Below are 25,698 nucleotides of genomic sequence, written 5' to 3'. Positions count from 1 at the left end.
ATAGGTAGGAGGTATTCTCATGAAACTTTGGAATAAAAACTTCACCTATAGTTTTATAGGTACAATTATTTCTGCAATCGGAAGTGTTGGTTTAAGTTTAGGTTTATCTGTTTTTGTATATAACGAGACAAATTCTACGATTCTCTCTGCTCTATTTGCATGCTTATCGATGATTCCACAATTTATATTACCTATTTTTGTTGGAGCTCTTATAGACCGTAAACATCCCGTGAAAGTGCTTGTTATTAACGAAGTTATTTTATCAGTTGTATTTTTAGTTGCTGCAATTTATTTATATAGCTTTGGTTTTAATTATTTCTTCTTGTTATTAATTACTTTCCTAATTAGCTTACTTGGTGTTGTCTCTCAGCTAGCTTCTGGCAGCATACTACCCAAGATTATGGATGTAGAAAATTTTAATAAAGGAAACTCTATCATGAACATGATCTATCCTTTATGTTCGGTAGCAACAACTCCTGCCATCATGTGGATAATAGATTCACTAGGAGTTCCGTTTCTCTTTATGGTTTGTACAATCTGTTCTCTGATTGATGCTTTTATTGAAAGTAAGATTGATGTGTCATTCTCTTTTCTTGAGAACCCTGTGAAACCAACCTTCGAATCTTTTCGTAATGATATAAAGTTAGGCTTTGATTTTGTAAAAAACACTCCCAGTATTAGATCTATTTTTCTGTTTTTTATGACCGTAATGATGATGAATAGTGTTAAAGAAGTTCTCTTATACCCATTTTTTTCATCGACACCAGGGTTTGGATCACAAAACTATGCCCTTTTACTTTCTGTTAGTTCATTCGGATATATATGTGGTGGCCTCTTTTTATACATCTTTAAGATTCCACCGAAAAAACGTTTTTTTCTTTCTTCATTAATTTTCATTTATTTTATTTTTGCTGAAGGACTGATGTTCTTCATGCCATTCCACATTTTATTGATAACACAATTTATTGCTGGATTTTTGGGATCTCAATCTGCTAATTTTAGAACGAGTGCAATCCTTGCGATGGTTCCTGAGAATCTCCTAGGAAAAGTTAATGCTTTATTTGGTGTCATGATTAATTTGGCTATCTTCTTCAGCAAGGGGATAATTGGTTTAATGGGTGCTTATCTTCCATATGGAACGATTGCATTAGTTTTCGGAGTTATTCAACTAGTAAGCTATATTTTCCTCTTCAGGCTTCCTAAAAATCAAGTTAAGGAAGTATATAACTATGATGTTTCCGCGGTATCTCCGAACTAAACGAAGTAAAAGCACAGTTCAAATTTGAGCTGTGCTTTATTTATTCATTAATCGTGATTGTTGTTTTTACACCAGTACCTGAGATATTGCAGTATGGAGCTCCTGCAACTTGTGGAGATTGAAATGTCATTTTACCCAATCCTTTTTTCTCGTAATTATGATAACGTACTGTCGCATTCAATCCCATAACTTTAATATTAAAGTTTGCAGGATTATTTTCTTCATGAATTGTTAATGTTGCAGCCAATCCATTTACTTTGAGATTTGTATCTTTAATATTGTAAAGGTTCAATGTTGTGTTTAACCCATTAATATCGATATTCCCGAGTAATCCATCTGTTTTAAGAATCGAGTTTAGAGCATTAAACGAAACATTCGAGGTAATGTTCTTAAACTCCGTATTAATTCCTACACCATCAATTCGTATTGTTGGAAATGCTTGCTCTTGTTCGTAATTTAAGAATATATATGAGTCGATGGCTTTGAGATCAAGATGTGGTTTCATTTCTTGAGGTAAATCAATATTTAAACTTTCCACTATTGTAATCTTATCCTCAGGCAACGAGACGACGTTTTTGTCTGTTGTTCTAATCTCAATATAGGTACGCTCGTTTTGTATTGAATATTGAGAGAGATCTCCTTCAGCTACAATTTGAATGTCTTCACGGTCTGAAAATGTGATTGCAAAATGCTTGATACTCCCTGCATTTATTTTCAATTTTAAATCGCTTACTTCGCATTTGAATATATGTTCCATACTGTATTCTCCTTTACCACTATCTTACGGATTTTTTTAATATCACAAACGTTTTGGCGCTAACATGCCATTTTTAACATTTAAGTTGTCATATTTCACCATATTTTCAGGAAGAAGTTACTATCAAATAAGTATCATCATATTTTTTATTACTGTATAATAGGGACTATCTGTTTTAGACATAAAACATTGGCAAGGAGGCATTATGGATTTATTTTTAGTATATATTAAAAAGTATAAAGGAGCATTTATAGGTTCTTTTCTACTAGTTGGCATTACAGTCGTAACGATGTTAATCCAACCTAACATTCTATCATTGATTATCAATTCGATTGTTGTGAGCGATACGAGTACAATTCGTTATTACGGAATGGTACTTATTGGACTTGCTCTCTTAGGGCTTGTCGCTGGAATTTTGAATACGGTTCTTGCGTCAAAGGTTTCTCAACGAATTGGTTCCGACATTAGGGAATCAATTTTTTCAAAAGTGCAAACTTTTTCTTACAGCAATATTGAAAAGTTTAGTGCTAGCAATCTTGTAATCCGTCTGACTAACGATTCTCAACAAGCACAAAATCTTGTGGTTATTATTCTGATGTCATTAATGCGTATTCCGTTAATGTTTATTGGTAGTTTGATTCTTGCCATTATGACAATGCCTCAACTTTGGTGGGTCATCCTCCTCGTTTTAGTTCTTGTCATTTTGGTTGTTATGGTCTCATTTGGAATGATGGGACCCAAGTTTGCAAAAATTCAACACTACCTTGAAAACATCAATGCGATTGCGAAAGAAAACTTCATGGGAATGCGTGTTGTAAAAAGTTTTGTTCAAGAAGATGCGGAAATTAAGAAATTCAACACTGAAGGTGAGAAACTAACTCATGAAATCATTGTTGTTGGATATATTTTCTCTTTTATGATTCCAACATTCTTCCTCATCATGGATGGGATGTCTGCATTCGTAATCTTTATGATTGGTAATATGACAGAAATTGATCCTGCTGTTATTGGATCCACTGTTAAGTTCATCAGTTACCTCGTTATGGTTATGATGTCGTTGATGATTGGCGGTATGATGGTTAGCTTCGCATCCCGTGCTTTCGTCTCTGTGAGTCGAATAAACGAAGTATTAAATACAAAAGCGGATATGACATTTAACGAAGAAGGACCTCACCTCGACAACGGCTCAATTAGTTTCGATAATGTAAGTTTTACTTACCTTGGTCAAGATAAACCAACATTGCAAGATATTAGCTTTACAATCAATCATGGTGAAACAATTGGGGTTGTTGGAGCTACTGGTTCTGGTAAGTCTACTTTAGTTCAACTGATGGCGCGGATTTATGATCCGAGTTCTGGTGATATTATAGTTGGAAATCACCCTTTCCCAACAATTAGTAAGTCATCTTACCACCAAGATATCTCACTTGTTCTACAAAGACCCGTCTTATTCTCAGGTACTATTGCTGATACCTTAAGACAAGGTAAAGCAGATGCGACCTTGGAAGAGATGGTCCGTGCAGCAGAAATTGCTCAGGCGTTAGAATTTATTGAAAAAGAAGCTAGCCAATTTGAAGCAACAGTCTATCAACGTGGTGCAAACTTCTCCGGTGGACAAAAGCAAAGATTATCAATTGCTCGTGGACTCATTGGTAATCCAAAAATTCTCATCTTGGATGACAGTACCAGTGCGTTGGATGCTCATTCAGAGAAATTAGTTCGAGAAGGACTCATTGAAAAACTAACGGAAACAACACAAGTTATTATTTCACAAAAGATTTCTTCAATTGTCCATGCCGATAATATTCTTGTTTTAGATGAAGGACGTCTTGTAGCTCAAGGTAAACACCATGATCTCATTCAAAATTCAGATGTATATCGTGAAATCTTTGAAACTCAAAAGGGACGCGATGATCACGCAGATCAACATCCCAATAACGACGGAAAGGAGTTTTAACAATGAAAGAATCACTTAAATATTTTTGGCATTATCTTAAAGAGTATAAATTTAAACTAGCGCTTGTTATTATTAGTGTTTTATTCAGTATGTACTTTGTTGTTAGAACACCTGAGTTCATTGGTGAAGCAATCAATGAACTTACTAAATATCTTGCTGGTTCACAAGATAAATCACAATTTTTTAACGTTGTCTTCATGATGGCACTCTTTGCCGGATTATCCTGGATCTTTAGTTTAGTACAAAACGTCGTCATGACTAAAATTTCAGGTGATGCGACAGACCACATGCGAAAAGACTTATTCAGTAAGATAGAACGACTACCGATTCGATTTTTTGATCAATCAAGCGATGGAGAAATTTTATCTCGCTTTACAAGTGACTTAGATAATATCTCGAATACATTGAATCAATCGATTCATCAAATCATTTCCAATGTAGCAATGCTTGGTTTCACACTTGTCTTAATGTTTATGAATCATGTTGAATTGTCATTTGTAGCGTTATCAACCGTTCCTTTTATGTTAATCATTGCTACGGTTATCTTAAAGAAAGCACAAGTTGCAATGGCTCAACAACAACGTCGCATTGGTGAAATGAATGGTTTTGCAGATGAACGCTTTACGGGACAGAAACTTGTAATTGCGAATGGTCTACAAGAAGATTCAATTAAAAATTTTAAAGAATATAATGAGAAGCTCTTCCAAGCAACATTTAAGAGTACTCTTTATCCAAACTTACTCTTCCCAACACTACAGGGACTCCAGATGGTTACAAGTGGTATCGTAATTTTCTATGGTGCTTGGATGACGACATGCGGTAGATTGCCTCTTGAAGAAGCGGCTGGGCTACTCTTTGTTTATACTCAATATGTTCGTATGATTTACCAACCACTCTCACAAATTGCATCACAATTTACTCAAATGCAACTTGCATTCACTGGAGCTCAACGAATTATGGAAATCATGAATGAGCCTGAAGAAGTTGATAATCCGAATTCAATTACGATCGATGGTATTCAAGGTAATGTTGAACTTGATAATGTATCCTTCGCATATGACGAAGACAATTATGTCCTTAAGGATATTAATATCAAAGTTGATCAAGGCATGATGGTTGCCCTTGTTGGCCATACTGGATCGGGTAAGACAACGATTATGAACTTACTTAATCGATTCTATGATATTGAGAAAGGATCTATTAAGTTTGATGGCACGGATATAAGAACCATTACAAAAGCATCCTTAAGAAATCATGTTGGTATTGTACTTCAGGACTCCGTTGTATTCACTGGAACAGTTCATGATAATATTGCCTTTGGAAAACGCGATGCCTCCCGAGAGGAAGTCATCTCTGTTGCTAAGAAAGCTCATATTCATGATTTCATCATGACACTCGAAGAGGGTTATGATACTCTAGTAAGCGAAAGTAACAGCGCCATGAGTGTTGGACAAAAACAACTTCTAAGCATTGCGAGAACCATGCTTGTGAACCCCGATCTTCTAATCTTGGATGAGGCTACGAGTAATGTTGATACCGTTACAGAACATCAAATTCAAGCAGCAATGGATGAAATTGTTAAAGGACGTACAAGTTTTGTTATTGCTCACCGTCTAAAAACCATTCTTGAAGCAGATCATATTATTGTATTACAAAATGGAAAAATTATAGAAGAAGGAACACACCAGTCTCTTCTCGATGATCAAGGTCACTATTCAGAACTTTATCATAACCAATTTGTATTTGAGAGCTATCAATAAAAGGCCACCTAAGTGGCCTTTTATTTTTGTTACTATTAAGCGACTTTATCGCCATTTTTTGCCTCATCACCTGCTTGGAGTAAGACAACGCCCTGATCGGATAAAGATCCTAGAACCAATACTTCGCTCTTAACTGAAGCGACTTGAAGCGGTGGAAAATTAACAACTGCAATTACCTTACGACCTACGAGAGATTCACATTCGTATAAGTCTGTAATTTGTGCAGAAGTACTCTTAATTCCTAATTCTTCACCTAAATCAACTTTTAATTTATAGGCTGGCTTACGCGCCTTTTCATTGAGTGATGCTTCTACAATTGTCCCCACTCTCATATCTACTTTTTGAAATGTTTCTAAATCTAACATACTAGTTACTCCTATTCTTGTGATAATTCAAGTTTTATAATAATTTCACCTATTATCGGTATAAATACTCTATCATTGTACTATATATACCAAGGAGAAACTATGCTTACATATATCGAAGATCTCTATACAAGCGTTGGCGAAGATAGAGATTACTATTTTATCATCAATAAGAATTCAATGGTTTTCAGTGTTATGGGAGAAAATGGCACAGAATCAAAATTATTAAAAAAATATTTAAAGGAAAATCTTAGTGATGTTTTTAATCTTTCATTTACCTGGACTAATGCCCTTTTAACTTTAAACACTAAAAAGAAACATCCCTCCCCTGAGGAACTCGAATTCTACGCAATTCAAATTATCGATTTTTTTATCAGTGAATCGATTCGTCAAGTCTGTCAAATATCTCTTGAACCTGAAGATATCAAAATCTATCGCATTAATAACGATGTTCTGATTTTATCCCACGAAGTTTATCTTGAAGAAAAGGTTAATGCTGAAAACTTTTATGACCGTTCTGGAAATCGTCTTAACACCTATCTGAAAATAATTGGTGTTGCAATACTCCTTGGATTTGGCTGGTTTTTAGTGAGTCAGATGGGATATATTGTATATCTCATTAGTGTCGCAATGGTTGCCGCTTCTTACCATATTTTCGAGAAAAACTCTGGTCGACCAACAAAAACTGATTCATTTTTAATATTTCTTATAAATTTTTGCGCTATTACGTTATCTGAGTACTTGAGTATGGCCTATAAGTTTTATAAAGTATTCGATAAGCAAATCTCTTTCTCTAAAATTCTCTCAACGGTTATGCCGTATGCCTTTACAGATAGTGAAATTTTATGGTCATACATCGCCAATGTTGGTATTGGTTCTTTAGCTCTAATAATAGTTGCTTTCTATTTTGCAAAATCTGCTGCAAAAGACCAGAATAAAATGTATGTTGCTTATCCTATTGTTGTTGATGACTATCAAGGATAAAAAAAAACGGTGGGAAATCTCACCGTTTTCTATAGCTTTTTCAACATAATTAAATCTGTTTGAGGTTCATTCTCGATATTGTAAGGATGACTACCCACAACTTCTAAACCTTTCTTAGTATAAAGACTCAATGCCGGTTTGTTGTGCTCCCACACACCTAACCATATTGAAGATTTATTAAGGTCACGTGCCTTACTTTCTGCGAAGTCGAAGAGAACCGATCCCAGACCACGAAATTTATAATCTTTGTCTAGATAAATTCGTTCCAGTTCAAAGGAATTATCAGCAATATTCTCTGTTTGTGCTTCATCAGAATTAAGTTTTAAATAACCTGCAACTTTATCTCGATCCATTAAAAAATAGAATTCAGAATTCGGATTTTCAAATTCTTTCTTAAGTTTATCCAGTGCATAGTTTTTATCCAAAAACAGACTCATATCTTCAGCAGATGCAGTATCTTTAAACGTATCATAAAATGTTTCTCTACTAATTTTTTGAATAGCTTCAAGATCGTCAGTTTTACATTTAATAATTTCCATAGAACACCTCATTCTTAAATTAATACCGCAATTATAACATTTATTCATATTTTTAGAGCATCAATATGAATTCTATTTTTTATTGAGATATAATAAAAAAGGACTGATTATACCTAAGTTTTCACATAGATATTCCAATATGCTAACAAATCTGTCACGTATCTATCGAATCATTTGCGTATAATTAATATAATGGAGGTGAAATGTATGAAACGTTCCTATCATATTACATTGGTAGTACTTATTATATGTTCTCTTTTTTCTATCTCCTTATATCTCTTTGGTTATCGAACTGATAAAGATGTGATCGTTGACGAAATTGTAGGTGGTAGAACAGATATAGTGCCTACCTGTGTCTATGAAGCGCCTCTTGAAGATCGTTACTCACTTAAAATATTCCATATAGAAGACCACGAGTATCTTCCCGTTATTTATAAAAACTCCTACTTTTTATGGAAAAATGAAGCAACCAATATCCCTATCGTTTCTCAACTTGCTTCACGTCGTGTAAATACCAATAATATATATGACTTTCAATCGATTAAAGAATCAAAGATGAACTACATTGCCTTCATGATCGATAAAACTTATTACTACGTTGTTATTGATCCTGATGTTGATAGCGTTATGCTTCACTTTAACGATGACAGATCTGGAATTTCATTTGAACAAGTGGCTCCAAGTATCTATCTAGCACAAACAACCAAGATTCCAGATATTGTTTCTGGAAAATCAAAGGACAGTAACATCGTAAAATCAGCGTATCCCAAAAATAATAAATCGTATTATATTAATTCATATATTGACTACGATAGTCACACTGAAAAAAACTTCACAAAACCTGTATCTCTTAAAGCGGTATTTGACTACCAAGATTCAAAGGATTACGAAGTTATTGATTTTATGAATCAAAGTCTTCTAAAACAACCATTTTTAACTATTGTTACGAACCGAAAAGAACCTATTTATCAAAATACGACTTTTGGACACGTAATAGAAATTGACGGAACCACGACATTAACCTACTATCGAAATAACGAGGATATTATCCTTCAGGAGTATCGCCACTACAACAATAATTACCGATACTATACGATGTCATCCAAAATTTTTGAACCCACTTATAAAGCACTTCTAAACTTCGAATAAAAAGAGTTACCTCGATTTGGATTCAAACACGATGGTAACTCTTTTTATTTTTACTTTTTCTTATTATTGAAGTAGATCAAAGATCACATGAGAACAAGGTAATGATACCAATGTACTCCACTTTCACAACTTGGGATGGTACTTCCTTATTTAATTCTGCATCTTCTTTTGGTTTTTTTGAAATCGACGACGTAATCGGAATTTCTTCCTCAGCCGACACTTCAATCGGATAAAACGAAATCATTGTTATCGCTAATGCGAAACAAAGCATCATTCTTTTATTCACTCAAACATCCCCTTTTAAGTCTCACAACGGCTATTATATCTACTTTAAGAGAAGTGTGCAAGAATTATTATTGTACCAACAGGTCTTTTCCAGAGATGAATTGAAACCTTTATTTTAGAACCACCATAATGTGCCCTCATATAGCGTTATAAAATAAATTTTTAAGAAATAATTTTTAAATTTTATATTTATGAAAGTTTTGTGAAATGACATTTGTCCAAAAACTTGTAAGTTAAATTTATAATTCTGTATTGATTTTTAACTACGAAATAACCAATTAACAACCCTAATATTGATCCTACAAGGACATCACTTGGATAATGAACATAGAGATAGAGTCTGGAAAACCCCATCAATCCTGCTAAGACTATGTAAAACCATCGCATCGGTACCTTCTTGAAAAATAGTACTCCTGCTACAGCAAAGGAACTTGCTGCATGACCTGATGGGAATGACCACCCACTGGGCTCTTTAATTAGTAGTTCAAACGGAAATTCCATATAAGGTCTCGGTCGATGAATAAGAGGTTTAATAACGCCACTCACTAATACCAACTCTAATACGATTGCAATCATTCCTAAATACACTAATTTTTTGTTTTTGTTTTTAAATCCAACAATCATTAAAAGTACAATCCATAGTTCACCATGATCATTGAGACGTGTAAACACACTAAAAAATTGATTAAAAAATGGATTTGCGTAGTTTTGAATCAGGTCTAAAATTTGAATGTCCATATATTTATATCACCAAATTAATCATATCAAAAAAACACCAACCCTGTCATGTAGGCTGATGCTTTTATTGATTATTTTTCGTTTACAAAGATATCCAGGCTCGCTTTATTACTGATGATAATAATCTTATCTTCTACCTTGATATGGTAGGGTCCTTCATAGTCATCAATACGTACGACTTCAAACGACTCTCCAAGATTGAAATCAAGACCCTCTAAATAGTTTAGAAGTTCTTCAGTGTCGCGAACTTTTACGAATTGCCCTTTATCTCCAACTTTCAGATCATGAAGTGGAATACTGAGGTCTTTTCCTCCAGTGTAATTTCCATAAATTTTACTGCCATGCGGACAATACTCTGGATTTCCCAAAAATTGACTGAGTCGATCTGCTAGAAGATCAGAAGTAACATGCTCTAAGACTTCAGCATCATCGTGAACCTCTGTCCACGAGTAATCAAGGTGGTTTACAAGGAATACTTCCCAAAGACGATGTTTACGAACAAGTGATTTTGCCTCACTTGTCCCAATATCTGTTAGTTTTAACCCAAGTTTAGGATCCTTTTCAACATGTTTGGATTCAATTAGTTTTTTTATCATCTCACTCGCTGATGCGGGTGAGACACTGAGTCTTTCTGCAAGTTCCTTGTTACTTAGTTTACGATTTTTTTCATTTGTTTGAAATATTACTTTTAAATAGTCTTCACGGTTTGGTGTCATATTATCACTCCAATCAATTAGGCGTACCTAATCTTTTATATTATATACCTAAATCTTTATCTTGGCAAGGCAACTGGCTTTGATATAATCTTTGACCTCCTTATAATATATAGAGAGGTGAATTTACTATGCTACAAGATCGAATTACCCGTGTGATCAATAATCATCAATACAGTTGTGCTCACACAAGTCATTATTTATATGTTCTCAAAGGTTTTCAAAAGGTACTTAATGATTATACTGTTCCTGTTGATTTTTTCAATCAAGATTCTATTAAATCTAAGAAAAACATGGCAATCTTATATGAAGACGCAGCCACGCTTTCGGATGATGTCGTTTCATTATTAAATGAGTACGAATATGATATTTGGATTGTTGATTTCAATTTCTTTGATGAAGGATACCTTGTAACTAAGGTTTCATCTGTTCATGATAAAAATACCGCTTTTATGGGCGATTTCCTAGTATCATACAAGCCAATAGCATGGACTATAGAGAGAAAGACCTTAAATATCTTTAACACCATAAACCCACTTAGAGGGCTTCATGTTGATGAGTCATTAAATGATATTCAAAGATATGACATGTTATTTACAAAGTAAAAAGTGGATGTCATCCACTTTTTTATTATGAATTTTGTTTTGTGTAAGCTGTTGGATCTTTCTTCCATAAATTTAGGCTTTCTAAATCATCTTCAGAGATATAGTTTAGAGATTGCGCAACTTCTAAGAGTGTTGAATAGTTTGATAATGTATCAAATGTGACACTTGCATTTGCAAAATTTTCAGTTGCTTGTTGGAGTTCGTATGTAAAGATTGCGACAACACCAAGACATTCAATCTTATTGTCTTTGAGAGCTTCAATTGCTTTAATGCTACTTCCACCTGTTGAAATTAGATCCTCGATAACCACAGCTTTTGTGCCTTCTGGGATGTATCCTTCAATTTGTTTTCCGCGACCATGTTGCTTAGCTTCTGGACGCACGTAAATCATTGGGAGTTCCATCAAGTCCGCAATCCAACATGCTTGGGGAATTCCAGCTGTTGCAGTTCCCACAATATATTCTACTTCAGGATACTTTTCTTCAATAATGTTTTTGAGTCCAATCGCAATTGCTTTTCTAATTTGTGGGTAACTCATTGTTACACGATTATCACAGTAAATTGGACTTTTTATTCCACTTGCCCATGTATATGGATCTTTAGGACTCAATGTTACTGCTTTAATTTCAAGTAAGTTACTTGCTACTTCATGTGCTATTTTAGACATGACTTGCCTCCCATTCTTCTACAATTCTATGATATGCATCCACTGGATCTTCTGCTTGAGTAATTGGTCTTCCTACTACAATATAGTCCGATCCGTTTTTTCGTGCTTGGCCTGGTGTTGTGATTCGTTTCTGATCACCGACACTGGATCCGGTAGGTCTTACTCCAGGAGTAACACATAAGACATTATTCGAAATTTCTTTTTTAATTGCTTCGACTTCAAGTGGGGAACAAACTACACCATCTAAACCAGATTTATATGTTATTCTCGCATAGTTAATAACAGACTCATTAAGTGATGCGTTAATAAGCTGTTCTTTATGCATTTGCTCTTCACTGGTAGAAGTTAGTTGTGTTACAGCAATGAGCACACGATCCTCTCCAAGTCCTCGACGTGCAGCCTTCATCATCTCGCTACCACCAGCTGCATGTACATTAGTCATATCAACACCAATGTTACGTAGACCGCGCATTGCACGCTCAACTGTATTGGGAATATCATGAAGTTTTAAATCTAAGAATATCTTATGATTCAAATCCTTAATGTATTCAATTATTTGGATTCCTTCTTGGTAGAAAAGTTCCATTCCGACCTTAACAAATAAAGGCTCATCAAATTTACTTAAGAAGGTTTTCACCTCATCAAAAGTGGAAAAGTCTAATGCAATAATTACTTGATCCATGCTCTTACCTCGCTATCTATATCAGAAAGGCTTGAAAAAAAGACCTTTCTGTATACAAAAAAGGTCTAATATTTTATATATTGTGCCTTTTCTGTCTCACAGGACAAAATTAAAGTGTTTCCTCAACCATAGTACCTCTATCTCGATTTTCTGTCAATAAATATACGTCGAAATGCAGAAAAAAGGCTCGATAGTCTAAATCAACTGATTTAGATCGAATCGAACCTCTAATTTATAAGTATACCCCGCAACTGCTAATGCGTCTTCAATATTTTTAATTATTTCTTCCTCATCGAATTTCGCAATTTCGTCATGAACAATATCAAACATCAATCGACCATGAATCAAACGTAAATCATGAAATTTAAGACCCTCGTAGTTTTCAACTAGAATGTGTTTGATAATTTTTTGGATTTCTTTAATTTCCGGATCTGTCATATCGAGTGGATCGAGATGAATTAGAAAATCGATTTTAGTTTTTTCATTGATTGAACGTTCGATAGAATCAACGATATCATGTGCCTTAACAAGCTCGAGTCGATCATCAATTTCGACATGAACACTTCCAAAGGTATGATATTTTCCATAATTATGAATTAGAAGGTCATGGTATCCCAAGATTTCAGGGCAAGCTTTAAGCTCTTCTTCCACTATGTTCAATGTCTCTTCATCAGGACGCGTTCCCATGAGATCATTAATAAAATCACGAATCATCATGAGTGCTGAATACATAATAAAGATGGATAATCCCACTCCTATATAAGAGTCTAATCGGATACCAAAATGATTATCGACAAAGATTCCCAGTAAAATTGAACTGGTAATAATTACGTCATTTAAACTATCTTTTTGGTTAGCGAGTAATACTTCAGATTGAATTTTATTGGCTTTAGCTTTGTAGTAAAAACTCATAGCAAGTTTCACAACAATCGATAATGATAAAACGATGGTAGTCCACTTTGAAGTATCTAATGGAGTTGGGGAAAGAATTCCACCAATTGACGATTGAATCACATCAAGACCTAAATATAACATGATAATTGAAATGATAAAACCACTAATATATTCGAATCTTTCATGGCCATATGGGTGTTCTTTATCTGCTGGTTTAGCGGCTATTCTAAATCCAATTACAGTTATCAACGATGATAAAAAGTCGGATAAGTTATTAATTGCATCTGCTACTATAGAGTGACTTGATGCTAACGTACCAATAACCATCTTCGCAGCAAAAAGCGAGAAGTTTGCAAATATTCCTACAACTCCCGCCTTAATTCCTTCATTATTTCTTTGTGTTAAATTTGTATTTTCCATGTCATTATTATAGCATAGTAAACTCTAATTCAATTCCCGCTTTATCAGTAATTTTGATAGAGTTCTCATTAACTAAGGTTTGATAATCACTTTGGTTGGAAAATGTTTCGACAAGTTCTTGTACTTGTGTCGTTTCAATTACAACGGTTTTTAGCCCTGTATCTGTATCGTTTAATTGACGAATTTTATTTCCCGCCCAAGCATTGATACCAAAGTCGTGATGATATCCATTTTTCGAAATAAATAATGCTGAGAACATTTCTGTCTTTAGATCATATCCAAGTGTATTGATATAAAATTGTCGTGCTGCTTCGATATCATTAACTTGAAGATGCACATGTCCAATCCGTGAACCACTTGGCATCTTTGTGTAAGGTTCTCTTACCATGACTTCAAAAAGATGTTGAACATCAACTTCATAGGTTCCAGATTCGATAGATCCATCTTCATGAATCACCCATTCTGATTTAGGTCTATCAGCATAGAACTCAATTCCGTTCCCCTCAGGATCTGAAAAGTATAACGCCTGACTAAATATATGATCACCCGCCCCTTGTAGTGGATAATTTTTATCATGAAGATGATAAATAAATTGGCCCAGATATTTTTCATCAGGAACTAAGAATGCAATGTGATATAAGCCTGTTTTTGGAGTTGATGATACTTCATACTTCGTATCATACTCTAGTTCTAGAATCACATTCTCATCCACACCCAGTGAGGCATGATTTTCTGTTTCATTATAAACTTCAAGTCCCATGACGTTAGAATAAAAGTCTACCATTGTTTTTAGATTGCTTACTTTAAGAACTACTTTTTTAATTCGTGTATTATCATTAAGTTTCATAGTATTTCCTCATTTCTATTAACATGGTAACACACTATGTTAATAGGTTCATGTCGAATGCTCAAAAAAAAATAGAGAATCTCTCTATTTTATAGTTTACTTTGACATTCGGGGCAAATTCCATATATTTCTAACTGATGACGTTGAATTATATAGTTTGTATTTTTCGCAACCTTTTCTTCATAGTCATGGAGAGGACATCCTTCAATAACAAGAATTTTTCCACACTGTGTACAAATTAAATGATGTTTATGAATGTGACGCTGATAGTCATATACTGATTGTGCGGGTTCAAGTGGCACCGTTTTTGTAATAATTCCTTTAGCTTCAAAAACATCAAGGACACGATATATTGTTGATAAGTCCATTTCGATATCGAGGCGATCACGAATTTGATTGATAGTTAAAGGAAGATGACTCGACTTTAAAATTTCAAGAATTGCTTCTCTTTGTTTTGTTGATTTAATCCCATATGCTTTTAATTCCTCTTTAATTTCCATGGTTTCCTCCTACTAACTCAATTCGTTCCCCTTCTTTATTAATTATTATAGTACCTCGTGTAATATCTTCAAGCTCTTTGATTGTGGACTCATCTTGAAGATAAACTGTATATTCAGCTCTATCTGTGTACTCACGATTTTCTACCGTTCCAATGGATGCGAGAAAATTCTCGACATCATTAGTGTATTGATAATCGAATTTAAGAACATAGATATATATAATCTGCGGTCTTAAAATCTCTGCTTCTTGAATTCCTAACGTTACGGACGATCCATAAGCTCGGATGAGTCCACCAACACCCAGTTCTGTTCCTCCAAAGTATCGAACTACAACTGCAATGACACCTTCCATACGATTCCCTCGTAGGACTTCAAGCATCGGAAGTCCTGCACTAGATGCTGGTTCCCCATCATCATTAGAACGTTCAATTCCTTTTACGATATAAGCTGAACAGTGGTGGGTCGCTTTGGGGTGCATCTTTTTTACGAGTTTAAGATAGTCTTTTGCTTCATCTTCAGTCTCTACTGGCATTAAGTAAGTTATAAATTTAGACTTCTTAATTTCTTGTTGTGTTACCACTTCATCTTTAATTGTAATTGTCTCTTTATAGGTCATGTTTCTATTATATCTTATTTTCATATTTCCGTTAAGAGGACAATTAGTTTGACATTCAAAGTATTATTGAATATAATGCTTTTACGGAGGAATTATATGAAAAATTATGCAATTGTATGCGACTCTTCTGTTTCGATATCTGTTGAAGATGCGAAAAGACTTAACGTAAAAGTCGCGCCCTTAACCATTATTCACAACAATAAAGACTATCACGATCAAATCGATTTAACGACTGAACAAGTTAACGATCTCTTAAGAGAAAAGGAAGTTTTAAAAACTTCCCAACCAAATGTCGGTTATCTCATTAATTTCTTTGAAGACCTAAAATCTCAAAACTTTGATCATATCTTCGTACTCAGTTTAACTTCAAGCTTATCAGGAACTTATATGTCATTCAACCAAGCACTTAGTGAAGTAAATCTTGATAACGTTACTTTGATTGATACTTATACATTAGCAGGACCAGTACAAAATGCAGCGGAATCAATCCAAGCAATGAATGCATTAGATGCATCAGTAGAAGATATTGTAAAACGTCTTCAATACGAATTCAAATTCACAGAATCATTTGTATATCCACAAACACTCGATCAACTAAAAGTTAGTGGACGTATTTCAAGTTCTGCTGCACTTCTTGCTTCATTACTTAAAGTTAAGCCGCTTCTTCTTTTAGAAAATCACGGTAAAACCATCGAAAAATTTGCGACTGCACGTACTGAATCAAAAATATTCGAATCGATGATTAAAGAAATGCAAGCAAAGAACGTCAATGCAAAAGACTATGTGCTTTACTTCTTACACAGTGAAGGACGTGAAACTGTGGATCGCCTCAATCAATTAATTTCAGAAAAATTAGGTGATTTCGAACATAAAATTTGTAATTTACCTGCTGCTTTAGCAACTCATGCAGGACTTGGAACCATTGCATTACAATGGAGTCTTAAGTTCAAGAGATAATCGCTATTAAGTTAAAAATGGTATATAATAGTTTTGTGTGGAGGTCTATTTATGAAAACTGCAATAGTTATTGATAGTGGAAGTAATTACTATAATGAAGGGCTCGAAGTAGAGGGTATTTTCGCAATCCCACTCCAAATTATTCATGGAGACAAAGCTTATTTAGAAAGCGTTGAGATTTCGGTTTCAGAAGTTAACAAACTAATGGGCCAAGGCGAAATGCTTAAAACATCCTTACCATCATTAGGTAAAATTGAAGAACTATTTATTGAAATTAAAAACCAAGGTTATGATCGAATCTTTGGTGTCCCAATTACAAGTGGAATTTCTGGAACGATTAATGCAATGGTAACTGCAGCACAATTTGCTGATATCGATTTTGATTATATCGACTGTTTCACTGCTGCTCACAATGAGTTAGAAATTGCACTGGGTGCACGAAAACTCTTTGATCAAGGCAAAGATATTCCTGAAGTTAAAGAAATATTAGATATTTCAATCTCTGATTCAAATACCTATATTATCCCTGATGATTTATCTCATCTCTCACGTGGTGGTCGTTTGTCACCATTAGCAGCAAAACTTGGCGGATTCTTAAAAATCAAACCTATCTTACATCTAGATAAGAGTACGAAAGGTGTCATTGAACCTTTTGGAAAAGTACGTACCATGTCTAAAGCAGTTGATACTGTCATTGCTGATATGAGAAAAAAAGGTGTTGGTAAAGGTTACTTTATTACCGTCACAGATGTCAACAACCCTGCTGAACTTGAAGTTACGATGTCGAAACTTAAGTCTGAATTCCCAGACGCTGAGTTTTCTACAACCCAACTTATTTCTACAGTTGGAGTTCATGTTGGTGTTGGTGCCATTGCACTTCAATACATCAAATTACCAAACGTCTAAGTAAGAACAATCTGTTCTTACTTTTTTTTGTAGATAAATTAGCATTCTAAGTGCAATACATAAAAAAAGAATGACGGTTGTCATTCTTTTAGCCACGCTCTTATATCTGATAATATTTTTGCTTCATAATTATCCTGTTCGACATTAATCCACTCAGATGGCGTTTGATGTTTAAACCAGGTTCTTTGTCGTTTCGAAAAGCGACGCGTGTTTCTTTTAATTAATTCTTTAGTTTCTTCTTGTGTTTGATTTCCCAGGAAATATGCTTCAAATTCACGATAACCTATTGAGTTTAAACCTTGAAATGAAAATAAGTTAGAGTACTTTTGATACAGTGAAGCAACTTCATTTTCTAACCCCGCCTCAAACATTAGGTCTACACGCTTGTTCATTCTATTATAAAGATATTCGCGATCTCCTTGTAAAAAATATACTTTAGCATCGTAGTAAAGTTTATCCCTTGCATTTTCGGATGTCTGTCCCAAATCAAGTCTGTTAAGTGATCGAATAACTCTCTTTCGATTATTAGGATGAACTTTTTCAGCTTCTTCCAAACTTTGTGCTTTCAACATTTCATATAATTCTTCATTTGATATAGATTCTGCATATTCTTTAGGAGTACCGTGTTCTTTAAATTGATAATCATAAAGAAGTGCATTTAAGTATAGTCCGGTGCCTCCAACAATTATTGGGACATTTCCTCTATCAATAATTTCATTGATAAGTTCTCTTGAATCTCTTTGAAATTGCATGACATCATATTTTTCTGTTACATCTTTGATATCAATGAGATGATGCGGTATCCCATCTTGCTCTTCGATAGAAGGTTTTGCACTCCCAATATTGAGTTCTCGATAGATTGCCACTGAATCGGCACTAATTATTTCACCACCCAATTCTTTTGCTAAAGAGACGCCAAGTTTCGTTTTTCCCGAACCAGTTACTCCGGCTATCACGACTATTTTTTTCATCGCTTGAATTCCTTGATCAACTGTTTATGTTCCACAGTGATAAATGTTGGACGGCCATGAGGACAGTTGAACGGTTGTTTACAACTTCGCAATTGCGACACCAACGTTTCCATCTCGATCATTGACATGTATTCATTAAATCTGACTGATGAGTGACATGCCAGTGTTGCAAGCGTCATCCGTCTCATATCTTCCTCACGAATGGTGTCTTCAGCTTCGAACTGATCAAGGATATCATTAATAAATTCATGGACTTCTTCTTGCTTAATCCATGTTGGAACACTTCTTATAATGAATGAATCCTCTGTTAACAGTTCTAATTGAATCTGAAAATCTTTGAATACATCGTTTATCTCGTCGATTCTTGGAATTAATACCTTACGATTATCGATTACTAGCGGAATTAAAAAATCTTGAACTGGAGTTTGCTGGGATAAGAGTTTTTCTTGATAGTACTCATATCTCACGCGTTCCATCGCCGCGTGCTGATCGATAATATATAGTCCAGAGTCACCTTGAGCAAGGATATAGCATCCACTCATTTGAGATAGAACTTTTAACGGTTCTATTAATGATTTATGTTCAGTTTGTGGTTCCTCTTCAATAACTGTGTCAACAACTTCCTCATAAACTGGTTGAACTTCGGGTTCGACTCCCGCCATCTCCACCTTTTTACTTTCAAAGATAGGTTCTACAGTTACTGGCTCAACGAATTTAAATGGTGATGGTATTGGTTCTTCAATTTTAATAATTGGTTGTTCGAAAAGTTCTGTCTTAAAATCAGCCTGAACAACAGGTTCTTTGAACGTTATTTTCTGCGGTTTCATATCTGCATTAAGTTTTCCTTCGAAAGATGCGAGAATCAATTCGATAAGTTCTTTTTCTTTAGAAAGTCTAATTTCCCACTTACTAGGATGCACGTTCACATCCACTAATTGTGGATCAACTTCAATATTCATGACAACTATTGGATATCGATCAGTTGGCATATGTCGTCGGTATGCATCGACAATCGCTTTTTGGACTTTCGGAAAACGGATCATTCGATTATTAATGTATAACCAAATTGAATATCGATTCGATCGATTATGTTGTGGCAATGCCATAATTCCAGATATTTTAAAGTCATAATCTTCATAAGAAAAAGTTTCTGAATCACTCGTAATTGCACTTCCATAAACGCGATGAAAAACATCCATTAAGTCATTACGACCATGACTTCTGAATGTAATTGTTTCGTCATTTTTTAGAGTGAATGAAATATCAGGGTTACCAATAGCAAATTTCTGAACAATATCACTAATAATTGAGTTTTCATAGTGAATATTTTTTATATGTTTAAGTCTTGCTGGTGTCTTTAAGAATAAATTACGGACATAAATTGTTGTCCCTTGATTTCTTGGATGTGGCTCAAGATGTTCCATGACACCGTTATTAATAATGATTTGATGTCCTTCTTCACCATTATTACTGATTGCTTCTACATAACTTACAGATGCAATAGAAGGTAACGCTTCACCCCTAAAACCAAAAGTTTGAATCTGATTTAAATCATAGGTTGAACTAATTTTACTGGTTGAGTGTCGTTCAAAGGCTTGTTGTAAATCATCACGATTCATTCCCTCACCATTATCACTAACTTCTATTAATTCCATCCCACCTTCTTTAACACGAACTTCAATTTGTGTTGCTTTCGCATCAATTGAATTTTCAATAAGTTCTTTTATAATTCCTGCTGGTCTTTCAACAACTTCTCCAGCAGCAATCATGTTGGTAAGATGATTATCGAGTACTTTAATTTTATTCATGAGTGTCATCTCCTATATCTTTTTTAAGTTCAGACACAAGGATTAATGCCTCCATCGGTGTTAGCTCATTCACGTTTATGCGATCCAATTTAGATTTAACGGTATGATATTCTTGCGGTATTATAGGAACTTCGATGACTTCTGCTCCTATATTTAGATGTTCTTTTGAAAGTTCTAATCTTCTGAGATTAGCTGTCGCTCTTTCTAAAATACTTTGCGGTAAATGTGCCAATCTTGCAACATTGATCCCGTATGATTTATCAGCGCGACCATCAATGACACGATATAAGAAAGTGACATGATCATTTTCTTCATGAACTTCAACATGAACATTTTTTATACCTGAATACATCGATTCAAGTTCGACGAGTTCGTGATAGTGTGTTGAGAAAACAGTGCGACATTTTACCGAGTTATTAATATACTCGATGATTGCTTGCGCAAGAGCCATCCCATCATAAGTAGATGTTCCACGTCCAATTTCATCGAAAAGAATTAATGACGACTCTGTTGCTTTTGAGAGTGCAGCTTGTGCTTCTAACATTTCAACCATAAATGTAGATTGACCCATAAGAATATCATCACTTGCTCCCATTCGAGTAAAGATTTGATCAACAAGACCAATCTCAGCAGACTCACAAGGGATATAGCATCCGATTTGTGCCATGATAACATTCAGCGCAATCATACGCATATAGGTACTCTTACCACCCATATTTGGTCCTGTAAGAATCAGAGTTTTTCTTGCTTCACTCATATCTACATCACTTGCAATATACTGATGATTGATGAGAGTTTGTTCAAGAACGGGATGTTTCCCATTCTTAATGTTAACTGTTTTTTCTTGTGTAATTAATGGTTTCTGGTATCCAGGTAACAGTGAAATTTCTGTTAGAGCTAGAAGTATATCTAGATATGCGATAGCATCGCCAATTTGATGGATTGCTGAAGAATAACCTTCTACAAACTGGGTATACTTATCAAATAGTTTTTGTTCTATTTCTAGGATTCTTTCACTTGCCTGACTTATCTTAACTTCATATTCTTGAAGTTCTGCACTAATATAGCGCTCAGCATTGGTTAATGTCTGTTTTCGAATGTAGCCAAAATCATCGCGTACATTCATAACTTGACCTTTACTAATTTCGATGTAGTAGCCAAATGCTCGCGTATAGCCAACTTTTAAATTTTTTATTCCAGTAAGCTCTTTTTGCTTAGCTTCATATTCTAAAAGCCACTGTTTTCCGTTATGAGAAAGATCTAGAAGGCTGTCTAACTCAGCGTCAATTCCCTTTTCAAATGTCCGACCCTCTTTCAATAAAACAGGAGCATCATCTCTAATGGAACGATCTAATTCTTCATATAGAGGAACAAGTGGGTCCAATTGAGTCATAAATTCGAAAAGTTCATTATCACTGACAAGCTTTTGAATATTCTCAAAAAGCATCAGTGTTTGCTTTAATCTAACAAAATCTTGTGCTGAATGTTTTCCAGTTGAGAGACGTGCTACAATTCGATGAATATCATACGTTTGTTTTAAGTTTGATCTTAAAGAATCAGTCATGAGATATTCGTTCATTAATGTTTCTATTTGTTGATGTCGAAGTTTGATAGCATCAACGCTCACAAGGGGTTGCATGATGACTTCCTTCATCAAACGTGATCCCATATTCGTCTGGGTACGATTGAGATGGTAATACAGTGTCAGTTCCTTACCCTTCTGATGTTCAATCAATTCAAGATTGGTCATGCTCGAGTAATCCATTCTTAAAAAGGATTGGTCATTAAGAACAACCACATCGGATAAATGGGTTAATTCACGTTTATGAGTATAAATTAAGTACTGTGTTAACCTACGAAGTGCTATTTCAATCGAACGATCAGCATGTTTCACGTCTTGATTTAACGTTTCTTCATATGAAATATATATCTGTGTCTTGCTTCGGATTTCTTCCAAAAGGGATTGGCTAATTTCAGCATCCACTACAATTTCTTTAACTTGAAATTGTTGGAGAACTTTAATAATTTCGATCGGATCATTCACAACACGAATGGCTTTTAGTGATCCTGTCATAAGATTACAGCTAACAACCGTTGCATATACTAAATCTGCATGAATCGACGCAATTTCTCGAGTACTGTTTTCATCCATTTCAAAGTAGGTTCCCGGTGTTACGATTTCCACAACTTCTCTTTTTACAATTCCTTTTACATCTTTAGGATTTTCAACTTGTTCTACTACTGCTACTTTATAACCTGCAGCAACTAGTTTTTGAATATAGTTTTCTGCAGCATGGTGTGGCACACCACACATCGGAGCTTTTTCTTCTCCTCCAGCAGATCGTCCTGTAAGTACTAGGTCTAGTACCTTTGATGCGACGATGGCATCTTCAAAGAACAGTTCATAGAAATCCCCAAGGCGATAAAACACCAACGCATCATTGGTGTTTTCTTTTATCTCCATGTATTGTTGAAGCATTGGTGTTAGTTTACGACTCATCTTCTTTCACTTCCTCAATTTGAATTTTTTTAGTTTCGCCAAGTTGACGATTAATTTCTTTCTGTATCATATATGCAGATGATCCAATTGATAAGGTGAATCCTTGACGGGTTTCAACGATACGCGTTACCCCTTGTCTGTGTAATCCCGCAACATTAAGTGATTCGCGATTTTCAAGGGCAACATGAATTCGTGTTGGAGTTGATGAAATAATTGAAATATTTTCAAGTCCACCGAGTCGCTCCACAAACTCATCAATACGTTCTTTCTTGCTACCAATATTAAGGACATCAATTGCCATCTTACTATAATAGAAACGTGTCATCATAAAGTAGACGAAGAATACGATTACTCCTATTAGTGCAATAATAGCTACCTTAGAGTAAAGTGCATAATTTCTTGAATACGAGAGTAAATCAATAATATTTCCAGGCGTTGCTGTATTTAAACTTCCTAAATATGAGAATCCCAATGATGCTGAGAATCCACTTAATATTGCAAAGACAAAGCTTGTCATGAAGAGATGGAAGAAATACAAGGTTGGACTGGTTAATAACATTAGAATTTCGATTGGGAGTGTAATACCTGATATCATCGATACAAGAATCACTACAATGAATAATGGAATGTTATGGTTCAATACTTTTTTGTTAGACATAATTGAGAACAATCCCAATAAGTAACCAGGAATAGCAAAAATGTTAATAACATAGTAAGCACTTGTATAGCGACCACCACCTAGAATATTCACATTTTCTAAGAGTTGAGCTCCCCAAATATTTACATCACCTACAAAGGTTTTTCCTGCTAAGTTAATCCATGAACCACCCATGTCACTAAGCCAGAATTCTTGACGTACAACATTTTGAAGTCCTAGCAATGAAGTGATTCTGTCTAAAGCGCCATAAGCAAACATACTCATTGGATTATTAACATCATTCGAAATAAATTGCATAACACTATAAAGGAAATCAACAAACATTGGCCAAATATATCCAAATGCTACACCTAGGATTGCTGCGCCAATGAGTGCATTCACAAGTTTCATAGTATCTTTATCAAAATATGAAATGGACGATCCAGCACGAGTATCTTTGCTTGGACGGTATGCTCTACGCACAACTAGATAAACAAAGAAAATACCCACTGCACCCGTCTGGTACATTTTATATTCTTGATTGTTAATCATCAGTTTTAGTATTGGTGAATAAGATGCGATGGGCGATGTTTTAGGTGAAACTAACACCATCACTACTAAGAATATGAAATACGCAATAATGCCTGTAACAACAATGTTACTTTCATCATTTCTAAACGATAAGAGTTTAATAAATACATAGACTGGGAAGTACGCTAAGATAATTCCGCCACTATACAACAACACATTCGCAATTGTGGTAATTAATGGGCCTTGTAATTTAATGATTTCATTAACGTTTGGATTTGATATAATAGAACCAATAGCAATAAGAAAACTTCCTAGAAATAAGGATTTAACAGGTAATTGCAATTGTTCATAATAGGTTTGAAGACGATTCATCTGGAACACCTCTTACTTTACTTTTCTTTTCTATTATACACCATAACAAGCATTCGCAAAAGGAGGCTTTATGAACAAATTTATAAATGAAAGCAAACGTCAGTTCACAGTCGATCGTGTCCTAACAATGCTACTCATTGCTCTAGCACTGATCAGTTTTGTTTCAATTTATATGGCACGACCACTCATGAACGTACACGAAGCAAAAACTATCGTACAAAAACAAATTATGTGGTATTCAATCGGTATTGTTACTGTTATTGCCCTTCTAAAAATAGGCGTTGAAAGAATCTTTACCTTTGTTGATATTATGTACTGGATTTTAATGGTATTTCTCGTTGGACTTCTCGTCGCACGATTTACACACATATTCCCAAAACTAATGCCTCAAATTAATGGTACATACGCATGGTATATTATTCCAGGTATCGGATCCTTCCAACCCTCTGAGTTTGTAAAAATCGTTCTCTGTATTAAATCAGCAAATATTATTCAAGAACATAACGCTAATAAAACAGAGTATTCATTCAGAAGTGACTGGCAACTCTTTCTAAAGATGGCGGCATGGGCACTGCCTCCATTTATCCTTATCTTCTTACAACCAGACACCGGAGTTCCAATTGTTATCCTCTTTAGTTTAGCAACCATGTTCCTAATTTCAGGTGTTCGAAAAGAATGGTTCTTTATTGTATTTGGAATTGCATTCGGAGCGTTATTTGGCATTGTGTTCTTATACTATAATTTCCCCGATATTCTTAACTCACTATTAGGTGGTGGTGCTACAGGGTATCGACTGAATCGTTTTAATGGTTGGCTTGATTATGAGAAATATGCATTAACCGACGGGTATCAAGTTTTCCAAGCACTTCTATCAATTGGAACTGCTGGAGTAACAGGACATCGTCCTTTCTTCCAAGTCATTGCACACTTCCCTGAAGCCCAAACAGATTTTATCTTTGCAGTTATTAATCAAAACTTTGGATTTATCGGTGGATGTACCGTAATACTCACTTCATTTGCACTATACTTTAAACTTGCATGGAATACATTAAAATCAAATCTACAGAAAGAACGATACTTTATGATGGGTATCCTAGGAATGCTAATCTTCCAAGGTTTCCAAAATATGGGGATGATTCTCTCCGTACTTCCAATTACTGGAATTACCCTTCCGTTCATATCTTATGGGGGATCGTCATTAATTTCATATATGGTTCCAATTGCAGTCGCATACCAAATGTACAGTGATACGCAAAACTTACATAAACACTAAAAAAGAT

25 protein-coding genes are annotated in these 25,698 nt (G+C 34.8%); 9 read left to right on the top strand and 16 right to left on the bottom strand.

Going from position 1 to position 25,698, the window contains the following annotated elements:
• Positions 1–19 precede the first annotated feature (19 nt).
• Complete coding sequence (locus tag H9L01_RS03130; RefSeq protein WP_187534576.1) at positions 20–1,258, top strand: MFS transporter; 1,239 nt, start codon at positions 20–22, stop codon at positions 1,256–1,258.
• A 40-nt stretch (positions 1,259–1,298) separates the two neighbouring features.
• On the opposite strand, the gene H9L01_RS03125 is transcribed toward H9L01_RS03130, so the two are convergent.
• On the bottom strand, positions 1,299–2,015 hold the full coding sequence (locus tag H9L01_RS03125; protein ID WP_187534575.1) for a hypothetical protein: 717 nt from the start codon (positions 2,013–2,015) through the stop codon (positions 1,299–1,301).
• Positions 2,016–2,220: 205 nt separating this feature from the next.
• On the opposite strand from H9L01_RS03125, the gene H9L01_RS03120 reads away from it, so the two are divergent.
• Both H9L01_RS03120 and H9L01_RS03115 read left to right on the top strand, forming a co-directional pair.
• Positions 2,221–3,972 (top strand): ABC transporter ATP-binding protein, encoded by a 1,752-nt coding sequence (locus H9L01_RS03120; RefSeq protein WP_187534574.1) that lies wholly within the window; start codon positions 2,221–2,223, stop codon positions 3,970–3,972.
• A 2-nt stretch (positions 3,973–3,974) separates the two neighbouring features.
• The gene (locus tag H9L01_RS03115) at positions 3,975–5,732 is read left to right on the top strand and encodes an ABC transporter ATP-binding protein (RefSeq protein WP_187534573.1); all 1,758 of its coding nucleotides are present in this window, start codon (positions 3,975–3,977) and stop codon (positions 5,730–5,732) included.
• Between the two features lie 35 nt (positions 5,733–5,767).
• On the opposite strand, the gene H9L01_RS03110 is transcribed toward H9L01_RS03115, so the two are convergent.
• Complete coding sequence (locus H9L01_RS03110; RefSeq protein WP_187534572.1) at positions 5,768–6,097, bottom strand: tRNA-binding protein; 330 nt, start codon at positions 6,095–6,097, stop codon at positions 5,768–5,770.
• Between the two features lie 102 nt (positions 6,098–6,199).
• Between H9L01_RS03110 and H9L01_RS03105 the strand changes: the two genes are divergently transcribed.
• Complete coding sequence (locus H9L01_RS03105; RefSeq protein WP_187534571.1) at positions 6,200–7,081, top strand: hypothetical protein; 882 nt, start codon at positions 6,200–6,202, stop codon at positions 7,079–7,081.
• A gap of 29 nt (positions 7,082–7,110) precedes the next feature.
• On the opposite strand, the gene H9L01_RS03100 is transcribed toward H9L01_RS03105, so the two are convergent.
• Positions 7,111–7,620, bottom strand: coding sequence for a GNAT family N-acetyltransferase (locus tag H9L01_RS03100; protein ID WP_187534570.1), 510 nt, complete (start codon positions 7,618–7,620; stop codon positions 7,111–7,113).
• 207 nt (positions 7,621–7,827) lie between these two features.
• Here H9L01_RS03100 and H9L01_RS03095 point away from each other — a divergent pair, with 207 nt between their 5' ends.
• Positions 7,828–8,769 carry a hypothetical protein gene (locus tag H9L01_RS03095; RefSeq protein ID WP_187534569.1) on the top strand — a complete coding sequence of 314 codons (942 nt, stop codon included), beginning with the start codon at positions 7,828–7,830 and terminating at the stop codon, positions 8,767–8,769.
• A gap of 76 nt (positions 8,770–8,845) precedes the next feature.
• On the opposite strand, the gene H9L01_RS03090 is transcribed toward H9L01_RS03095, so the two are convergent.
• The 3 genes from H9L01_RS03090 to H9L01_RS03080 all read right to left on the bottom strand — a co-directional run bounded on the left by H9L01_RS03090 (position 8,846) and on the right by H9L01_RS03080 (position 10,508).
• The gene (locus H9L01_RS03090) at positions 8,846–9,055 is read right to left on the bottom strand and encodes a hypothetical protein (protein ID WP_187534568.1); all 210 of its coding nucleotides are present in this window, start codon (positions 9,053–9,055) and stop codon (positions 8,846–8,848) included.
• Between the two features lie 188 nt (positions 9,056–9,243).
• Positions 9,244–9,792 (bottom strand): phosphatase PAP2 family protein, encoded by a 549-nt coding sequence (locus tag H9L01_RS03085; RefSeq protein WP_187534567.1) that lies wholly within the window; start codon positions 9,790–9,792, stop codon positions 9,244–9,246.
• Between the two features lie 71 nt (positions 9,793–9,863).
• Positions 9,864–10,508, bottom strand: a complete 645-nt coding sequence (locus H9L01_RS03080) for a metal-dependent transcriptional regulator (RefSeq protein ID WP_187534566.1) — start codon at positions 10,506–10,508, stop codon at positions 9,864–9,866.
• Between the two features lie 128 nt (positions 10,509–10,636).
• Here H9L01_RS03080 and H9L01_RS03075 point away from each other — a divergent pair, with 128 nt between their 5' ends.
• Positions 10,637–11,110 (top strand): hypothetical protein, encoded by a 474-nt coding sequence (locus H9L01_RS03075; RefSeq protein WP_187534565.1) that lies wholly within the window; start codon positions 10,637–10,639, stop codon positions 11,108–11,110.
• A 25-nt stretch (positions 11,111–11,135) separates the two neighbouring features.
• On the opposite strand, the gene pyrE is transcribed toward H9L01_RS03075, so the two are convergent.
• From pyrE to H9L01_RS03045, 6 genes are all read right to left on the bottom strand, one after another.
• Positions 11,136–11,777: an orotate phosphoribosyltransferase gene (gene pyrE, locus H9L01_RS03070; protein WP_187534564.1), complete on the bottom strand. Its 642-nt coding sequence runs from the start codon at positions 11,775–11,777 to the stop codon at positions 11,136–11,138.
• On the bottom strand, positions 11,770–12,459 hold the full coding sequence (pyrF, locus tag H9L01_RS03065) for an orotidine-5'-phosphate decarboxylase (protein ID WP_187534563.1): 690 nt from the start codon (positions 12,457–12,459) through the stop codon (positions 11,770–11,772). The genes pyrE and pyrF overlap by 8 nt, the downstream gene beginning before the upstream one ends.
• A gap of 195 nt (positions 12,460–12,654) precedes the next feature.
• Positions 12,655–13,773, bottom strand: a complete 1,119-nt coding sequence (locus H9L01_RS03060; protein ID WP_187534562.1) for a cation diffusion facilitator family transporter — start codon at positions 13,771–13,773, stop codon at positions 12,655–12,657.
• A 7-nt stretch (positions 13,774–13,780) separates the two neighbouring features.
• On the bottom strand, positions 13,781–14,620 hold the full coding sequence (locus H9L01_RS03055; protein WP_187534561.1) for a VOC family protein: 840 nt from the start codon (positions 14,618–14,620) through the stop codon (positions 13,781–13,783).
• Between the two features lie 89 nt (positions 14,621–14,709).
• On the bottom strand, positions 14,710–15,120 hold the full coding sequence (locus H9L01_RS03050; RefSeq protein WP_187534560.1) for a Fur family transcriptional regulator: 411 nt from the start codon (positions 15,118–15,120) through the stop codon (positions 14,710–14,712).
• Entirely contained in the window at positions 15,110–15,736 is a 627-nt protein-coding gene (locus H9L01_RS03045) for a YigZ family protein (RefSeq protein WP_187534559.1), read from the bottom strand. The genes H9L01_RS03050 and H9L01_RS03045 overlap by 11 nt, the downstream gene beginning before the upstream one ends.
• 96 nt (positions 15,737–15,832) lie before the next feature.
• Here H9L01_RS03045 and H9L01_RS03040 point away from each other — a divergent pair, with 96 nt between their 5' ends.
• Together H9L01_RS03040 and H9L01_RS03035 are read left to right on the top strand one after the other, a co-directional pair.
• Complete coding sequence (locus H9L01_RS03040) at positions 15,833–16,693, top strand: DegV family protein (protein ID WP_187534558.1); 861 nt, start codon at positions 15,833–15,835, stop codon at positions 16,691–16,693.
• Positions 16,694–16,744: 51 nt separating this feature from the next.
• The gene (locus H9L01_RS03035) at positions 16,745–17,599 is read left to right on the top strand and encodes a DegV family protein (protein ID WP_187534557.1); all 855 of its coding nucleotides are present in this window, start codon (positions 16,745–16,747) and stop codon (positions 17,597–17,599) included.
• A gap of 80 nt (positions 17,600–17,679) precedes the next feature.
• On the opposite strand, the gene miaA is transcribed toward H9L01_RS03035, so the two are convergent.
• The 4 genes from miaA to H9L01_RS03015 are packed head-to-tail and all read right to left on the bottom strand — an operon-like array spanning position 17,680 to position 24,418.
• The gene (miaA, locus tag H9L01_RS03030) at positions 17,680–18,570 is read right to left on the bottom strand and encodes a tRNA (adenosine(37)-N6)-dimethylallyltransferase MiaA (RefSeq protein ID WP_187534556.1); all 891 of its coding nucleotides are present in this window, start codon (positions 18,568–18,570) and stop codon (positions 17,680–17,682) included.
• Entirely contained in the window at positions 18,567–20,378 is a 1,812-nt protein-coding gene (gene mutL, locus H9L01_RS03025) for a DNA mismatch repair endonuclease MutL (RefSeq protein WP_187534555.1), read from the bottom strand. The genes miaA and mutL overlap by 4 nt, the downstream gene beginning before the upstream one ends.
• Entirely contained in the window at positions 20,371–22,878 is a 2,508-nt protein-coding gene (gene mutS / locus H9L01_RS03020; protein ID WP_187534554.1) for a DNA mismatch repair protein MutS, read from the bottom strand. Before mutS ends, mutL begins: the two co-directional genes overlap by 8 nt.
• Positions 22,868–24,418 carry a PTS sugar transporter subunit IIBC family protein gene (locus tag H9L01_RS03015; RefSeq protein WP_187534553.1) on the bottom strand — a complete coding sequence of 517 codons (1,551 nt, stop codon included), beginning with the start codon at positions 24,416–24,418 and terminating at the stop codon, positions 22,868–22,870. Before H9L01_RS03015 ends, mutS begins: the two co-directional genes overlap by 11 nt.
• A gap of 70 nt (positions 24,419–24,488) precedes the next feature.
• Between H9L01_RS03015 and H9L01_RS03010 the strand changes: the two genes are divergently transcribed.
• Positions 24,489–25,691 carry an FtsW/RodA/SpoVE family cell cycle protein gene (locus H9L01_RS03010; protein WP_187534552.1) on the top strand — a complete coding sequence of 401 codons (1,203 nt, stop codon included), beginning with the start codon at positions 24,489–24,491 and terminating at the stop codon, positions 25,689–25,691.
• Positions 25,692–25,698: the final 7 nt, after the last annotated feature.

The organism is Erysipelothrix inopinata, assembly GCF_014396165.1.
Classification (GTDB): domain Bacteria; phylum Bacillota_I; class Bacilli_A; order Erysipelotrichales; family Erysipelotrichaceae; genus Erysipelothrix; species Erysipelothrix inopinata.
Note: the sequence above shows the minus strand (reverse complement) of the source record. Positions and strands in the feature narration are given on the sequence as shown.

Excerpts from the sequence above, each read along its gene's own strand:
- H9L01_RS03130 (WP_187534576.1), top strand. The coding sequence starts at position 20 with ATGAAACTTTGGAATAAAAACTTCACCTATAGTTTTATAGGTACAATT.
- H9L01_RS03125 (WP_187534575.1), bottom strand. The coding sequence starts at position 2,015 with ATGGAACATATATTCAAATGCGAAGTAAGCGATTTAAAATTGAAAATA.
- H9L01_RS03120 (WP_187534574.1), top strand. The coding sequence starts at position 2,221 with ATGGATTTATTTTTAGTATATATTAAAAAGTATAAAGGAGCATTTATA.
- H9L01_RS03115 (WP_187534573.1), top strand. The coding sequence starts at position 3,975 with ATGAAAGAATCACTTAAATATTTTTGGCATTATCTTAAAGAGTATAAA.
- H9L01_RS03110 (WP_187534572.1), bottom strand. The coding sequence starts at position 6,097 with ATGTTAGATTTAGAAACATTTCAAAAAGTAGATATGAGAGTGGGGACA.
- H9L01_RS03105 (WP_187534571.1), top strand. The coding sequence starts at position 6,200 with ATGCTTACATATATCGAAGATCTCTATACAAGCGTTGGCGAAGATAGA.
- H9L01_RS03100 (WP_187534570.1), bottom strand. The coding sequence starts at position 7,620 with ATGGAAATTATTAAATGTAAAACTGACGATCTTGAAGCTATTCAAAAA.
- H9L01_RS03095 (WP_187534569.1), top strand. The coding sequence starts at position 7,828 with ATGAAACGTTCCTATCATATTACATTGGTAGTACTTATTATATGTTCT.
- H9L01_RS03085 (WP_187534567.1), bottom strand. The coding sequence starts at position 9,792 with ATGGACATTCAAATTTTAGACCTGATTCAAAACTACGCAAATCCATTT.
- H9L01_RS03080 (WP_187534566.1), bottom strand. The coding sequence starts at position 10,508 with ATGACACCAAACCGTGAAGACTATTTAAAAGTAATATTTCAAACAAAT.
- H9L01_RS03075 (WP_187534565.1), top strand. The coding sequence starts at position 10,637 with ATGCTACAAGATCGAATTACCCGTGTGATCAATAATCATCAATACAGT.
- pyrE (WP_187534564.1), bottom strand. The coding sequence starts at position 11,777 with ATGTCTAAAATAGCACATGAAGTAGCAAGTAACTTACTTGAAATTAAA.
- pyrF (WP_187534563.1), bottom strand. The coding sequence starts at position 12,459 with ATGGATCAAGTAATTATTGCATTAGACTTTTCCACTTTTGATGAGGTG.
- H9L01_RS03060 (WP_187534562.1), bottom strand. The coding sequence starts at position 13,773 with ATGGAAAATACAAATTTAACACAAAGAAATAATGAAGGAATTAAGGCG.
- H9L01_RS03055 (WP_187534561.1), bottom strand. The coding sequence starts at position 14,620 with ATGAAACTTAATGATAATACACGAATTAAAAAAGTAGTTCTTAAAGTA.
- H9L01_RS03050 (WP_187534560.1), bottom strand. The coding sequence starts at position 15,120 with ATGGAAATTAAAGAGGAATTAAAAGCATATGGGATTAAATCAACAAAA.
- H9L01_RS03045 (WP_187534559.1), bottom strand. The coding sequence starts at position 15,736 with ATGACCTATAAAGAGACAATTACAATTAAAGATGAAGTGGTAACACAA.
- H9L01_RS03040 (WP_187534558.1), top strand. The coding sequence starts at position 15,833 with ATGAAAAATTATGCAATTGTATGCGACTCTTCTGTTTCGATATCTGTT.
- H9L01_RS03035 (WP_187534557.1), top strand. The coding sequence starts at position 16,745 with ATGAAAACTGCAATAGTTATTGATAGTGGAAGTAATTACTATAATGAA.
- miaA (WP_187534556.1), bottom strand. The coding sequence starts at position 18,570 with ATGAAAAAAATAGTCGTGATAGCCGGAGTAACTGGTTCGGGAAAAACG.
- mutL (WP_187534555.1), bottom strand. The coding sequence starts at position 20,378 with ATGAATAAAATTAAAGTACTCGATAATCATCTTACCAACATGATTGCT.
- mutS (WP_187534554.1), bottom strand. The coding sequence starts at position 22,878 with ATGAGTCGTAAACTAACACCAATGCTTCAACAATACATGGAGATAAAA.
- H9L01_RS03015 (WP_187534553.1), bottom strand. The coding sequence starts at position 24,418 with ATGAATCGTCTTCAAACCTATTATGAACAATTGCAATTACCTGTTAAA.
- H9L01_RS03010 (WP_187534552.1), top strand. The coding sequence starts at position 24,489 with ATGAACAAATTTATAAATGAAAGCAAACGTCAGTTCACAGTCGATCGT.